This window comes from Marinobacter sp. E2 (assembly GCF_055755345.1).
Genome location: NZ_CM146911.1, coordinates 1896667 through 1911638, shown reverse-complemented (window position 1 = coordinate 1911638; position 14972 = coordinate 1896667). Strand labels below are relative to the sequence as shown.

12 protein-coding genes are annotated in these 14972 nt (G+C 59.3%); 4 read left to right on the top strand and 8 right to left on the bottom strand.

Translation table 11 applies throughout. The features are described 5' to 3' along the window. Positions 1–15: 15 nt before the first annotated feature. Positions 16–666, bottom strand: a complete 651-nt coding sequence (locus AC0J1C_RS08710; RefSeq protein WP_473046475.1) for a phosphonate ABC transporter ATP-binding protein — start codon at positions 664–666, stop codon at positions 16–18. Then, the gene (locus tag AC0J1C_RS08705) at positions 666–1541 is read right to left on the bottom strand and encodes a putative selenate ABC transporter substrate-binding protein (RefSeq protein WP_473046474.1); all 876 of its coding nucleotides are present in this window, start codon (positions 1539–1541) and stop codon (positions 666–668) included. Before AC0J1C_RS08705 ends, AC0J1C_RS08710 begins: the two co-directional genes overlap by 1 nt. A gap of 174 nt (positions 1542–1715) precedes the next feature. On the opposite strand from AC0J1C_RS08705, the gene senB reads away from it, so the two are divergent. Then, entirely contained in the window at positions 1716–2702 is a 987-nt protein-coding gene (gene senB / locus AC0J1C_RS08700) for a selenoneine biosynthesis selenosugar synthase SenB (protein ID WP_473046473.1), read from the top strand. Here the strand turns inward: senB and selD are convergent. The 4 genes from selD to AC0J1C_RS08680 form a co-directional block, all read right to left on the bottom strand. Continuing rightward, a complete protein-coding gene (gene selD, locus AC0J1C_RS08695; RefSeq protein ID WP_473046472.1) occupies positions 2699–4975 on the bottom strand; it encodes a selenide, water dikinase SelD in 2277 nt (758 codons plus the stop codon). The genes senB and selD overlap by 4 nt on opposite strands. Beyond that, positions 4975–5706: a helix-hairpin-helix domain-containing protein gene (locus AC0J1C_RS08690; protein WP_473046471.1), complete on the bottom strand. Its 732-nt coding sequence runs from the start codon at positions 5704–5706 to the stop codon at positions 4975–4977. The genes selD and AC0J1C_RS08690 overlap by 1 nt, the downstream gene beginning before the upstream one ends. A 41-nt stretch (positions 5707–5747) precedes the next feature. Continuing rightward, positions 5748–6146: a hypothetical protein gene (locus AC0J1C_RS08685; RefSeq protein ID WP_375193467.1), complete on the bottom strand. Its 399-nt coding sequence runs from the start codon at positions 6144–6146 to the stop codon at positions 5748–5750. 167 nt (positions 6147–6313) lie between these two features. Next, positions 6314–7834, bottom strand: coding sequence for a carbon-nitrogen hydrolase family protein (locus AC0J1C_RS08680; RefSeq protein ID WP_091985295.1), 1521 nt, complete (start codon positions 7832–7834; stop codon positions 6314–6316). 151 nt (positions 7835–7985) lie between these two features. On the opposite strand from AC0J1C_RS08680, the gene AC0J1C_RS08675 reads away from it, so the two are divergent. Further along, on the top strand, positions 7986–9872 hold the full coding sequence (locus AC0J1C_RS08675) for a methyl-accepting chemotaxis protein (RefSeq protein WP_473046470.1): 1887 nt from the start codon (positions 7986–7988) through the stop codon (positions 9870–9872). A gap of 10 nt (positions 9873–9882) precedes the next feature. On the opposite strand, the gene AC0J1C_RS08670 is transcribed toward AC0J1C_RS08675, so the two are convergent. Then, complete coding sequence (locus tag AC0J1C_RS08670) at positions 9883–10761, bottom strand: hypothetical protein (RefSeq protein ID WP_473046521.1); 879 nt, start codon at positions 10759–10761, stop codon at positions 9883–9885. A gap of 276 nt (positions 10762–11037) precedes the next feature. Between AC0J1C_RS08670 and AC0J1C_RS08665 the strand changes: the two genes are divergently transcribed. Next, on the top strand, positions 11038–11592 hold the full coding sequence (locus AC0J1C_RS08665) for a PaaI family thioesterase (protein WP_473046469.1): 555 nt from the start codon (positions 11038–11040) through the stop codon (positions 11590–11592). 3 nt (positions 11593–11595) lie between these two features. Here the strand turns inward: AC0J1C_RS08665 and recQ are convergent, their stop codons facing one another. Next, a complete protein-coding gene (gene recQ, locus AC0J1C_RS08660) occupies positions 11596–13476 on the bottom strand; it encodes a DNA helicase RecQ (protein ID WP_473046468.1) in 1881 nt (626 codons plus the stop codon). Positions 13477–13757: 281 nt separating this feature from the next. Here recQ and AC0J1C_RS08655 point away from each other — a divergent pair, with 281 nt between their 5' ends. Beyond that, positions 13758–14945 carry a 1-acyl-sn-glycerol-3-phosphate acyltransferase gene (locus AC0J1C_RS08655; protein ID WP_473046467.1) on the top strand — a complete coding sequence of 396 codons (1188 nt, stop codon included), beginning with the start codon at positions 13758–13760 and terminating at the stop codon, positions 14943–14945. Positions 14946–14972: the final 27 nt, after the last annotated feature.

Sequence of the window (14972 nt, the reverse complement as noted above, 5' to 3'; positions counted from 1 at the left end):
GTGCCGCTCCGTTCCCTAGTACAAGGACATGATGTCGGCGGACGTCAGCCGATCGCTGCGCTCATCCAGAGCCACCTGACCGTCCTGAATACCGACAATGCGGGTACAGTATTTAAGCGCCATGTCGACGTCATGCAGTGCAATCACGCTGGTGGCAAACCGCTCCTTGAGAAGCTCCATCACCATATGGGCCATGGGGCCGTCCAGGGCGGAAATGGGCTCGTCCGCAAGCAGAATGGGGGCGTTCCGGTAGAGTGCGCGGGCAATGGCTACTCGTTGCCGCTGGCCACCGGATAATGACGCCGCCGGCATCCAGATTTTCTCAGACATGCCCAAGGTCTTGAGCAGCCCGCTGACTTCGGCCCGGTTGCGGGCAAAGGGGCGGATCAAGGTTATCGTGCTGTACCAGGTGGCGTGCCGGTCCAGTTGCCCCATGAACACGTTGTGAAAGACCGGTAACGCGTTAACCAGCCCCAGTTCCTGTGGTACCAGGGAGGCATCCCGGTTTACCCGTTCGTGAATCAGGCGGATCAACGTTGACTTACCAGCCCCGCTCTTGCCCACGAGGGCAACCTGTTCACCGGATTCTACCCTCAGAGAGAGCGGGCCTATAACCCGCTCACCGCTGAAGGAAGCCGTCAGACCGGAAAAGTCGAAACCTGACATCAATCCAGGATTCCGATCTCTTCCGCTGTCCGGCGAATCGGCTCGTAGTCGTCGTTCGAGGCGGGAATGAAGCCAGACCGCGGGAAGCTCTCGAGCAGGGCAGGATCGTCAAGATTCAGAAGGGCTTCGGTAACCCGCTGCTTGAAACCTTCGCCGAACCGTTGATCCACGTCGCCCCGGATGGTCCACTGGTAATCAGGGTAGGGAGGGGTTTCCCAGATAACTTTCACGGCGTCGGTATCGATGTTGCCATCTTCCAGTTCTTTCTCCCACACCTGGAAGTTCAGGGCGCCTACCTCATAGGTTCCTGCTTCTACCAGCCGCAAGGTGCGGGTGTGGTTGCCGCTGAAGCCAACCCGGCTGAAAAAGTCTTCCGGCTGCTGACCGAACACTTCGCGGATGTAAAACTCAGGCATCAGGCGGCCAGACGTGGAGCCCTTGGAGCCAAAGGTAAAGGTCTTGCCCTTGAGATCCGCTTCCAGTTCCGCCAGTTCGCCTGCGGGCTCAATGCCGGTGCTGGTGTTGGCAATGAAATAGGTCTGGAAGGCCTCGTCTTCCACGCCCTGGGCAATGGCTTCGGAGCCAGGAACCAGACGCCGGGCCTGTACGCCGGAAAGTCCGCCGAACCACGCCAGCTGCACCTGGTTATTCCGGAAAGCCGAGACGGCAGCGGCGTAGGATTTTACGGGGATGTAGCGAACATCCACGTTAAGTTCACTTTCCAGGTAGTCCGCAACACCCCGGAATCGCTCCACCAGCTTGGTCTCGTCTTCATCGGGAATAGCGGTGAAAACGAAGGTTTCGGCAGAGGCAGAAGCTGCGGTGAAGCAGAAAAGGCTGGAAATCATCAATTTCCGTATAAGATTGCAGGCCATGTGCGTTCCTTGATTACCAGAGGATTTGACGGGACATCGTTGAGAATCAACGTTTACTGGTATCGAGGAGGATACCTTGATTTACGTTAACTCTGAACAGCTATACGATTTGCAGGTTTGATTGGCTCAGGGCCATCTCACTGATCGAAGGAAATTTTTCTCCGGGCGAGCGCGATGCACATTATCATGATCACACCAGCGAAGCCGGGCTCGAGAGCCGGCAACCGGGCCACCGCTGAGCGCTGGCAATGGTTGCTGCAACGAGCGGGCCACCGGGTGACGGTAGTCACCGACTACACCGGGGAGCCCTGCGACGCGTTCATCGCCCTGCACGCCTGGCGCAGCGTGGCAGCGGTTCGACGTTTCCGGTCATCCTGGCCCGAGCGGCCGCTGATCGTTGCCCTGACAGGCACCGACATCTATCGTCACCAGCGCGAGTACCCTGAGGACACGCGGTACTCCATGACCGAGGCCGACGCCCTCATCGGCCTGCACGATCGGTTGGCCAACGACATCCCCGCTGAGTTTTCCGACAAGCTGGTAACCCTCTACCAGTCTGCTGCCGGCCCCGAAGACTTCCCGCAAGTACAGCCTGAGGTGGCGGGTGGAGGCTTTAACGTGTGCGTCATCGGGCACCTGCGGGAAGAGAAAGACTCGCTGCGGGCTGCCTGCGCATCCAGGCTGCTGCCTCCGGAGTCCCGTATTCGGGTGCTCTGCGCCGGCAAACCTCACAACGAACAGTGGCAGGCCATGGCCGAGCGGGAAATGAGGGAAAACCACCGCTTCCGCTGGCTGGGCGAGCTGGATCAGGCGCAAACCCGGCAACTGATGGTCAACAGCCAGTTGATGGTCATCAGTTCGGTAATGGAAGGCGGCGCCAATGTAGTGTCCGAGGCCTGCCGCGCCGGTTTGCCGGTAATTGCCTCCGATATTCCGGGCAACCTGGGACTGTTGGGATCGGATTATCCCGGTTATTTCCCGGTACAGAACGAACGGGCGCTGGCTGACCTGCTCAACCGGGCAGAAACCGACCCGACATTCCTCGGCAGCCTGAAAACCGCTGTCTCCCGTCTGGCCCACCGTTTCACGCCGGAGCGCGAACAGGCCTCACTGGAGCAGGCGCTGGCCCTTGCCGTCCAGCGCCGTTCACAGCAGAGTTAGTCCCGAAGGGCGATGGGCTCGATGGGCCCGGACTCATCCTGGGCCATCACCCGGCCGATAATGGCCGTGTGGGGATAACCCAGAGATCGCAGTTCCCGCACGCAGGCCTCGGCCTGATCCGCTGACACACTGGCCAGCAGACCACCGGCGGTCTGAGGATCGAAGATGAGAGGGTAGCGGGGATGATTCACCCATTTCTCCTGTTCGCGAATACCACGCCGCAACCGGATGTTGGCCGGTTGGAGCGAGCTTAGTATGCCGGCGGCCGCGGTTTCCTCCGCGCCGGGCAAAACCGGAATGGCTGAGAGATCCAGCTCGGCGTCCACGCCCGAGGGTTTGGTCATCTCTACCAGGTGACCCAGCAGGCCAAAACCGGTCACGTCGGTACAGGCTCTGGAACCGTACTTGCGAAGGCAAATGGCAGCCGCTTTGTTGGACTGAACCATGGAGGCAAGAGCGGAATCAATCCACCGGCCCTTGGCGGCAAGACGGGCATGGGCAGCAAACAGGGTGCCGGTGCCAATTGGCTTGGTCAGGATGAGCGCATCGCCGGGCTTCAGGCCACCCTTGCTCATGACCTCATCAGGATCGATCAGGCCGTTCACCGCAAACCCGAGAGCCAGTTCCTTGCCTTCGCCAGTATGCCCACCGACCAGTGCGCATCCGGCCTCATTGAGGACCTCCACCGCACCGGACATCATCTGATACACCACGTCCTCAACCTTGGACTCGATTCCGTAGGGCACGGTGGCCACCGCCGTGGCACTCTGGGCCTCCGCACCCATGGCGAACACATCACCCAGACTGTGGTTGGCGGCCACCCGGCCGAACACGTAGGGGTCGTCGATGAAGGCGCGGAAAAAATCCACGGTGTGCACTACCGCCTTACCGGGTGGAACCTTCAGAACGGCGGCATCATCGGGAGCGTGCAGCCCTATAAGAATGTCGTCGCGCTCGATGGGCTTCAATTCACCCAGGGCGCGGGAGAGTACCGTGCTGCCTACCTTGGCGCCGCAACCGCCGCAGCGCATGGCGACCGCCGAGATTGCCTGGGAAGCTTCCTCCGGACTTTGGGCGGCTGCGGTATCCGGCAATGAAGACGACTCCTCCATGGGCGGAAGATCGTTGAATTTCTTCATGAAGCGGCGATCGATCCAGTCTTTCCAACGCCAAACCCAGGCGCCGTCAAAGGCTGTCTCGCCACGGGACGCCACGGCATAACGGTCGCCGGTGCTGATCAGGGCAAGCCACTTCTTCTGAGGATGGAAATCCCTTGGCGGTTTGCCGGTAGCTAGGCGCTTCAGGTTGTCTGCCAGAGGCGGCCCCTGGCGAACCGCAAACACACCGGCTTTTTCCCGGGGGTGATTGATCACATTGGCGATGTCACCTGCGGCAAAAATACTATCGTCGTTCTCCACCTGAAGGGTATCCCGCACACGCAGGAACAAACCGTCATCCAGAGCCAGCCCGGTGTCCTTGAGCCATTCAGGGCCCCCGGCGCGGGTAACCCAGAGCACTTCGTCGGTTTGCAGGGTCTCACCGGATTCGGTGACCAGAACGCCCGCTTCAACCTTTGAGACAGGCGCGCCCAGGTGCAGTTTTACACCGCGCTCTGAAAGCGTACTGCGGAAAACTTCCCGTACCTTGGGGTTGTGAGTGGGCAGAATCTCACTGGCGGCATCAAACAGGTGAAAATGCAGCTGGTCCGGGTCTTTGCCCCGTTGTTTCAGTTCTCTCCGAAGGCGGTACTGCATGGCCAGGGTAAGCTCAACGCCACCGGCTCCCGCGCCCACAACGGCGACCGTCAGAGGTCCGTCGTGATTCTCGATACGCGAAAGCAAGGCCAGCCAGCGACTGTTGAAACCGGTAATCGGCTTAACCGGGACCGCATGGTCGGCGGCACCTTCCACCTCGTTCACCCGGGGCGATGAACCGATATTGATGGAAAGTATGTCGTAGGGCACATCGGGTCGGCCACGGCAGATCACGCGCTTTCGATTCCGGTCGATACCAATGGCTTCGGCACGGTAAAACCGTGCGCCCGCGTATTCTGCAAGGCGGCTCAGGTCGATATGAACGTCATCGTAGCTGTAGTGGCCGGCCACGTAGCCAGGCAACATGCCGGAGTAGGGGGTATGGGTGTCACGGCAGATGAGCGTCAGGCGCACGCCGGGTACCGGGTTCATGGCGAACCGTTTCAGTACCCCGACGTGGCTGTGCCCGCCGCCAATCAGGACAATGTCCCGTAAAACAGGCTGGTCAGGCGTTCGCATCAGATAATTTTCTTGGCTTCAACGGTAAATTGGCTGTATCCCTTCACGTTTGAGAAAGCTTTCAGCTTGTCCTGATCTTCCGCAGACGGATTGGCAATCTGGTCAATGGAGGTGATGCCGGCGTCCTTCATTTTCTTGGCGGTGGCAGGGCCGATGCCTTTTACTAGCGTGAGGTCGCTCTTGTTGACCGGTTTCGAAGCCTTGGCCCCGGAGGTTTTGCTGGCAGAAGCCTTGCTGGTTTTGGTGGCCGGCTTTTTCGCGGCGGATTTGGTCGCCGGTTTCGGTTGGGCCGCGGATTTTGCCTTGGCCGGCGCTTTGGTGCTGGTGGAAGCCTTGGCCTTCGGCTTGGCTGGTGTCTTGGCGGCTTTGGCCGGTGCCGCTTTCCGGGCGGCCGTTCTGGCCTGCTGGCTGGCCTCATCGGTGAGTTTCTTCACCTCGTCGCCGGCTTCTTTCGAGGCCACGCCGAGCCGCTCAAGAATGTTGCTCTGGAGCTCGTGGAATTCGTTCAGACGACGCTCGAACTCCTCGTGAAATCGCTTCATCTCCCGGTCGCGCAGCTCGTCGATTTCCTTGAGCAGCTTGCGCACAGGCTCCTGCACCTGATTCTGCAGGCTGTCGAACTGTTTCAGGGCGTCATTCACCAGGTTTTCAATCTGTGACGACGTCTTTTCGAATTCCTTGTTCACCTTTTTAACAATCTTGTCAACGCTCTGCTTGGCTTTTTTCGCCATGGAATGTCTCCTTGCGGACAGGGTTCAACGAGTGAGCAGAATCAGGCCATTTGCCGAAAACCGGAAATGGAACCTGAGGAACGACGTGACTTCAGGGACTGCTTTTTCGACAGGACTTCCCGGATCCGACGCAGTTTTTCCGATGTGGAAGAGGTACCGTTCGGATCGGACTCTACGAAATCGATGGAATAGAAAAAATTGCTACAGTGCTTCCTGCGCTCGGTGACCAGTCCGGACAGGTTTTCCGCCCGAATCTCGTCAAAGGGCATATCCATGACCAGATCCAGCAGCACTGTGTCTCCCGGATTAAACACCTTGTCGGTTTTCATCACACAACCGTAGCCGTCCAATTCATACAGGGCCGCTTCCACCGTTTCCTTCCGGAACAGTCCCTGCTTTACCCGAAAGCGGGCGACCAGGTCTGGTAACGCTTCGTTCATGAATTCTGTTTCTCTGATGATGTCCGTATCCACTGCAACCTGCCCATTGGGAGGACAGGCTGGATATTGGTTAAACAATAGACACGGACTTTCGCTTTTGCAACGCCGTCAGTGCCATACCGCCGACCCCTCACGCAGTTTTTCAGATGCCTGCCGTGCGGATCCCGTTATTTTGTCTTGAGTTCGTACATATCAACCCGACGATCTTTCAGGTTGGTGACAGAACCCTCGTTTCGAACCAGTTTGAGCTTCTCAAGGTCCATATCCGAGAACATGATCATCTCGGTATTGGGTGTGGTTTCCGCCATCACCGCATCGTGCGGGAAGGCAAAATCCGACGGCGAGAAGACCGACGACTGCGCGTACTGCACGTCCAGGTTCTCGACCTTGGGCAGGTTGCCAACACTGCCGGTGATGACCACATAGCATTCGTTCTCGATGGCCCGGGCCTGGGCGCAGTGGCGAACCCGCAGATAACCGTTCTTGGTATCCGTCCAGAACGGCACCATGATCACATCCACGTCCTGGCTGGCTGCAATTCGGCCCAGCTCCGGGAACTCGATGTCGTAGCAGATCATGATGGCCACCCGGCCGGCGTCGGTGTCGAACACCTGGAAATGGTTGCCGCCTTCGATAACCCAGTCGCGGCGCTCGTGGGGCGTGATGTGAATCTTGCGCTGCTCGTCCACGCGCCCATCCCGGTGACACAGGTAGGAAACGTTGTATACCCGGTCGTTCTCGATCAGGGGCATCGAGCCGGTGATTATGTTGATGTTGTAGCTGACCGCCATCTCCGACATTTCTTCCCGGAACTGCTGGGTAAAGCCCGCCAGGAATCGAATCGCCCGGGTCTGGTCCAGCTGGTCGGTCAAGCCCATCAGCGGCGCGTTGAAAAACTCCGGGAAGAGGGCGAAGTCGCTCTTGTAGTCAGACAGCGCATCCACGAAGTACTCCACCTGTTTGAGTACCTCTTCCACAGAAGTGAATTCCCGCATCTGCCACTGAACGGCGCCCAGGCGCACCTGGGTTTTCTTGACACTAAGCACCGGAGAGGGCGGGGTGTACAGGATATTCCGCCATTCCAGCAACGTGGCGTAACCGAGGGATTTCTCATCTTCCGGCAGGTACTTGTGCATCAAGCGCGTAACCTGGAAATCGTTCGAGAGCTGGAAGCTCAGGATCGGATCGTAGATTTCCTTGCGGTCCACCCGCTGAATGTACTCCGCCGGGGTGTACTGATCGGCGTACTTGAAGTAATTGGGAATTCGACCGCCGGCCAGAATGGCGCGCAGATTCATGGAACGGCACAGCTCTTTGCGGGCCTCGTAAAGGCGACGGCCGAGGCGATAACCCCGGTATTCCGGGTGGATAAAGACATCCAGGCCGTAGAGGGAGTCGCCGTTGGCGTTGTGCCAGATCTTCTCGTTACGCAGGATCAGATCGTCGTAGGTGTGGGGGTTACTGAAGCGCTCATATTTCACACACACAGTAAGCGCCACGGCCACCAGCTGGCCGCTCTCCTCAATACAGATCTGACCGTCGGGGAACTGCTCGACGAGGGCCTTGATGGTGTCCTTGGGCCAGGCTCCGCCGATGTCGTCGTACACGCGGTCCATCAGAACCTGAAGCTGTTCGTAGTCGTCGAGCCTGAGATTTCGCAGGTTGAGGTGCAGTTCTTCGTGCGCCATTCAGTTCGGCTCCCGTCGGTTTTGTGAGAAGAGGACAAAAGGCTGAAACCCGCCAATACTTAAGAAGTTTAACAGAAGCCGCTAAAGACTTCGCATCACGGGCCGAAACAGATATTGATTAATATCAGGAAATATTCCAGAGGACACGACTGTGCACATGACATTCGGGCAAAAGCTCCTGACCGCATTCGGTATCCTGCTGTTGCTGGTGATGGGTGCTTTCACACTCTCCGGCGATCTTCGCCTCCAGAACACCACCGAAACCTATGTAGAAGCGTTGATCGACGACACCGTGGAGCAGAGTACGTCCAGTATTGCGCAGTGGCTCAATACCCGGCTGAAAATGACGGAAGCAACCGCCACGGCGCTGGAGCAGGCCGAAAATGACGAGCAGGCCCGCGTGATCCTGCAGGCCATGACCACCGGCGGCGGTTTCCGGGATGTCTACGTGGGCCGCACGGATGGCTACATGCTGATGAAATCACCGGAGGCCAACGCAACGCTGCCGGCGGACTACGATCCGAGAAAACGGCCCTGGTACCAGAAAGCCATGGCACTGGGCAGCGCTTCTTTCACCGAGCCTTATCAGGACGCCAGTACCGGCGACATGATCATCTCCACGCTGGCACCCGTGAAGCGTGGCGAGTACGAAGGTGTGGCAGGCGCCGATATCGGCCTGGGTGCCATAGCCAGGACCCTGTCCACGGTGACCCTGGCGGAGACCGGCTATGCGGCGCTGATCAACGGCGAAGGCACAGTGCTGTTCCATCCCCGGCAGGAGCTGGTGGGCAAGAATATTGCCCAGCTGATTGGCGGGCAGCCGAATCTGGACGGCCGTGAACACGAGTATGCCTCCGACGACGGGCAGTGGGAGGCGAGCTTTCATTCCATCAGTGACGCCCGGGGTGTGGAATGGTACCTCGGCACCTTCGTGAACGCCGACAAGATCAACGCTCCGGTGCAAAGCGCCCGAATGACCGGCCTGGTGATGGCCGTGATCGGTCTGATCGTTTCACTGGTTCTGCTGCATGTCGGCATCAAATTGCTGATGGCACCGATACGCCGACTGAACGGCGCCATGGCTGACATCGGCAGCGGCGACGCCGATCTGACCCAGCGTCTGGATGCCAGCGCCAGCGATGAATTCGGCCAGCTGGCGCGCAGCTTCAACCAGTTCGTCGAGAATATCCAGACGGTGGTGCGCGATGTGCAGCAAGGCAGCGCCGAGCTGGGCGAAAATGTTGTGTCCCTTCGCGAAACCGCAAGCAGCAGCCGTGCCAGTGTGGAGAGCCAGCAGGCTGAAATTGACATGGTAGCGACGGCAATCAATGAAATGTCCGCTGCGGCGGGGGAGATAGCCCAGAACGCCCAGCAGACTGCCGATGCAGCCAATACTGCGGACGAGGACAGCCGGGCCTCCCTGGAGACTGTTGCCGCTTCCCGCGATGCCGTGCAAAAGCTGTCCCAGGAGGTCAACGCGGCCGCTGAGGTCATCGACACCCTTGGCCGGGACGTCACGTCCATTACCTCCGTTCTCGAGGTCATTCAGGGAATCGCCGAGCAGACCAACCTGCTGGCCCTGAACGCCGCCATTGAGGCTGCCCGGGCAGGAGAGGCGGGCCGTGGCTTTGCGGTGGTGGCCGACGAGGTACGCAACCTCGCCCAGCGCACCCAGTCCAGTACCGAAGAGATCAACAACATGATCGAGCGTCTGCAGAAGGGCGCCAACGATGCGGTTGAAGTCATGAAAGCGTCAACGGCGGTCTCCAACGTCAGCATGGAGAAAGCTCAGGACGCCATGGACGCGCTCAACCGCATTGCCGAGGCTATCAGCTCCATCAGCCAGATGACTTCGCAAATCGCGACGGCATCCGAAGAACAGACCTCGGTGACCGAGGAGCTCAACGCCTCGATTACGCGTATCGCCGACCAGGGACAGGAAGCCGCAGCGGCGGCCAGCGAGAACGATGTCTACAGCGGACAGATTGAACGGATCGGCACGGCCCTGAACCAGAACGCCTCCAGATTCCGGGTCTGAAGCCCACACCTCAGCGACTGAGGATGTCCAGGCGCCGCCGGAGGTTGCTGAACGTCTGGCGGCTCACGTAGCGAGACTCTTCGCTGAGGTAGGGGTTGTCGAGGGTAATGACGGTGCGCTGGTCCAGGCCGAGGGCTGTTACCGCGGCGCCATAGTAGTTCCGGAGAAATTCCGCGAAACTGCCGTCGTGAATGGCACGCTCCATACCCAGTTGCAGGCGGTGAGCCGTGAGTTGATCGCCCGGCGCCACAAACAGGTAAGAGGGCATGGGGTAGGCGAGAAGAAGGTTAGGCTCGATGACCAGGTCGGGGTCTTTTTCCACTTCCAGATCGTAGAGGACCTCGCTGACCCCTCGGGCAAAGCATTCAAACCGATGGTTGCGCAGCATCCCGAACAGGATTTCGTATCGGGAGTGCGTGATCACCGGAATGCCGTTGGATTCGAGGATTGGTGTGTCTGGCCAGTGGGACCCCTGGCCAATACGAATGTTACTGGCGCGAAGATCTTTCAGGTTGTGTATGCCTTCGAACATCGGAAGGGACTCGGGCAGCACAACGCATACCCTGAAACCGAGCAGACCTCCGTCAACCGGTATGGGCACGGCGGTGAGAAAGCTCTCCCGCTCCTCCGTGGTTGCTACATTGGCGATATCCACCAGCCGTGACTGGTGATCGGCAAGTTCCCTGAGGGCCCGACCCTGGCTCAGCTCCTCGCTGCGAATCAGTCTGAAATCCCCATACTCCGGGGTCTTGCCCAGGGCGAGTTGCACCAGAGCGCGAATAGCGGGGCTGTCGTAATTACGGTACCAGAGCACGTATTCCCGGGGGGCCGGTAATGCGCTTTTTCCCGAGTCTGGCTCCAGCTTCGCTGCGCTGGCCAGCGGGGCCATGGCGCCGGCGATCAAGACGGCCAGGATGGTCAGGCTGTGAGCCAGTTTCAGGGCCACGACGCGGAGGGCGCGACAGGAAAAATAGGTGTCCAAATCAGAATTCCTTTCTTAATCCGGGAAAGCCCGTTCCTGGCAGGGGCAGCGTACAGGCACCATTCACTCTAGAACACATACCCCGAAATAAATCGGACGGATTCCAAAAAAATTGTAAAAGATTCTTGCGAGGCGGAATCCGCGTTGCAATGATCGGCTTCTACTCTTTACTGGATGACGGTTATGGCGTTCATTGACAACCTGATCGGTGCCACCGGCCAATGGGTGGCCAGCACTGATCCCAAAGCCACGCTGGCAAGCCCTCTGGAATGGCTCAAGAAAACGGGCGGTTACGCGGCAGTGAACCGCATCATCGGGTTTTCCATCCCGTTTGCTCCACGCAATGGTTTTTCAGTGGAGGAGGTTCAGCCGGGCTATGTGCGGGCGAAAATACGCTTGAAGGGCAACAAGAACCACTTTGGCAGCCTGTACGCTGGCGCCTATTTCCTGGTGGCAGAAATACCTGGTGGGGTGCTTACGCTGTTTGATCTGGGGCCGGCCTATATTCCAATCCTCAAGGAAATGACGCTGCAGTTCCTGCAGCCAGCGAATTCCGATGTGACGGTGGAGTTTCGCCTGCCTCCGGAAACCGTGGCGCAGATCCTGGCGGACGCCGACGCCAAGGGCAGGGCGAAGTTTGTTCTGGAAGGCAGGCTGGTGGACGCGGAGGGCAACCATGTGGCCACCTCCATCGCCCATTACCGGGTGCGCAAGAAAGGCTTTCAGGCTGCGGACTGAACGTCAGGCCGGGTCGAGACCGGCGATGGTTTCGAGGAATACCTCACCGTACTTTTCAAGCTTGGCGGCGCCCACGCCGCTCACCTCTGCGAGCTCGTCCAGGGTTCTGGGCCGGCGCTCGAGCATGTCGAACAGGGTGGTGTCGTGAAAAATAACGTAGGGAGGGACCGCCTGCTTGTCCGCCAGCGCTTTCCGGCACGCGCGCAATGCATCCCACCCTGCCTGATCGGTAATCTGGTCCCGGACCGGGGCGCTGGCACGGCCGCTTGAGGCTCGTGCTGAGGCTTTTTTAACCACCGGGTCCTTGCGCAGTTCGATGGTCTGCTGGCCTTTCAGCAGTGGCCGGCATTGCTCCGTGAGCTGAAGGGCTCCGTAGCCGTCAGGATCGGCGCGCAGGTAACCGTTCGCCACCAGCTGACGAAACACCGATTTCCATTCGTTGGCACTGAGTTCCGTGCCGATGCCATAGGTGGATACCTGATGGTGGCCGGACTGCAGGATTCGCTCGTTTTCGGAACCCCGGAGCACGTCGATCAGGTAGGTCACGCCAAAGCGCTGGCCGGTCCGGAAAACACAGGAAAGCGCTTTCTGGACCGCCACCGTACCATCCCAGGTTTCTGGCGGGTTCAGGCAGGTGTCGCAGTTTCCGCAGGGCTCGTCGAGCTGGTCGCCGAAGTAGCGCAACAGCACCTGGCGGCGGCAACTGGTTACCTCGCAAAGGCCAAGCATGGCGTCCAGCTTCTGGCGTTCCACGCGTTTGAACTGATCGTTCCCCTGGGAGCTTTCCAGCATCTGCCGAAGCTTGATCACGTCCTGCAGGCCATACACCATCCAGGCGGTGGAGGGCTTGCCATCTCGCCCGGCACGACCGGTTTCCTGGTAATAGGCTTCAAGACTCTTGGGCAGGTCCAGGTGTGCAACGAAACGCACGTCCGGTTTATCGATGCCCATGCCAAAGGCAATGGTGGCAACGATGATCACCCCGTCTTCCCGCAGGAAGCGCTCCTGATGCCGGGCCCGCTCCTCAGCCGACAGACCCGCGTGGTAGGGCAGAGCGGCATAGCCTTTCTGAGCCAGGGCTTTTGCGGTGGCGTCGACCTTGTTCCGGGACAGGCAGTAGACAATGCCGCAGTCACCCTCATGCTCAGCTTTAATAAAATCCAGTAACTGCTTGTTAGCGTTGGTTTTCGGCGAAATTCGATATTGAATGTTCGGTCGGTCGAAGCCGCTGATGAAATGCCTGGCCGAGGTCAGCGACAGGCGTTCGGCGATTTCTTTCCGGGTGCGCTCATCGGCGGTCGCGGTCAGGGCGATTCGCGGCACATCTGGAAAAGCGTCGGCGAGCAGGTTCAGTTGCAGATAGTCGGAGCGGAAATCATGCCCCCACTGGGACACACAGTGGGCTTCGTCGATGGCAAACAGGGCGATGGACGCGTTGTGGAGCAGCTCGATGGTCCGTGGCTGAATCAGCCGTTCCGGAGCGCAGTAGAGGAGGTCCAGCTCGCCGGTCATGAGGGCGTATTCGGTGGCCCGTGCCTGCTCGAAATCCATGGTGGAATTCAGGAAGGCTGCCCGCACGCCCAGCTCGTTCAGAGCCGCCACCTGGTCTTGCATCAGGGCGATGAGCGGGGATATGACAATCGCAGTACCCGGGCGCACCAGCGCCGGCACCTGATAACACAGGGATTTGCCACCGCCGGTTGGCATCAGCACCAGGGCATCACGACCCGCCACTACCTCGCGAACAATGTCGCCCTGCAGGGGCCGGAAGGTCTCATAACCGAAGACCTCGTGCAGCACCTGCTCCGGATCCCTGCCGGATGTCGTTGGGCGTTCAGTGGATAGCTGGTCGTAATCCTGGTGGTAGTCCTGGTGTGAATGCATAAACTAACCGGTTCGTCGGCGCCGGGCTCTTGGTGTGCCGGGCCTTTTGAATATAGGAGCCTGATAGGTGCTGGCCGGGATTGCGCCCTCAGGCGCGGCGCAAATGATACCAGAATCGGCCGCCTCCGCGCGATTGACTGGCGTGTACGCCGAGGTGTGACAGTACCGGAAAGCCGAACCGCAGATGGAGGCAATGCAGTGGAAGAAACGCTACAATACCGCGGTTTTAAACCTCCGTTTCACGCCATACCGTGACAGACACAGATAATAACAGGGCTCACATGCAGGAATTTGATGCCATCCGTCCCTATTCGGACGAAGAAACCGGCGCTGCAATTCACCGCCTGGTCAACGACCGGGAATTTCTGGACATGATCGGCCGATTCAAATCACCCACCCTGGCTCGGTGGGCGCCTGCGGTGCTGCGGGTCATGACCCGGCGCTGGCTGTCGAGCCATTTTGGCCACTATACCCGGGTGGACGATCTACAGGCCGGGCTTTCCGGCTACGTTGGCGAACTGGTTGAGAACACTACATCCCGGGTCACCGCCAGCGGCCTGGAGAACCTCAGCAAACAGCATGCACATCTGTTCATCTGCAACCATCGGGACATCGTCTTTGATCCCATGGTGGTGAACTACCTTCTGTTCCAGAACGGCTTTCACACCACGCGCATCGCCATTGGGGACAACCTGCTGGCCAACCGCGTGTTCGCTGAAATGATGCGCCTGAACAAAAGCTTTGTGGTTCGTCGCAGCATGACCAGCCCACGGGAAATGCGGGATGCCTACATAACCCTGTCGGGGTTCATCAACCACAGCATCGATACCAATCACAGCATCTGGATTGCACAGCGGGAAGGGCGCGCCAAAGACGGGTTGGACTACACAGATCCTGCCATCGTCAAGATGTTCTACATGAGTCGCAAGAAGAGCGGCCTGGGCTTCGACGAGGCCATGAACCGCCTGCACATCGTGCCTGTGTCGATTGCCTACGAGTACGACCCCTGCGACGCCGACAAAGCCAAGGAGCTGGAAACGCGTGCCCGTACCGGCCAGTACATCAAGCGCGAGGGCGAGGACACCGAACAGATCATGAAGGGGCTGACCGGCTTCAAGGGGCACGTGCACGTTCACTTTGGGGCGCCAATCCATGATGCGCCGGACAATCCGAAGGACCTGGCCGCCCGGATTGATCGGGAGATTCACTCGAATTACCACCTCCACGCCTCCAACCTCGTGTGTTACGAGCGCCGGGGTCTGCATCCGCAGGCCCATTCAACGCCCGAGACCGTGAGCGATTCGGTGGTCACCGCAGAGACCTGGTCGCCGGCCGAAATGGAAGCCGCCGAGGCGGAAATGGAGCGTCGCCTGGAAGCGTGTGAGCCGGCTATCAGGCCGTATCTGCTGGATATGTACGCCAATCCCGTGGTGACCGCCCTGCAGGCAAATGCGGAGCAACGCGGGTAACACAACTGTTCGTTATCAGACCGACCA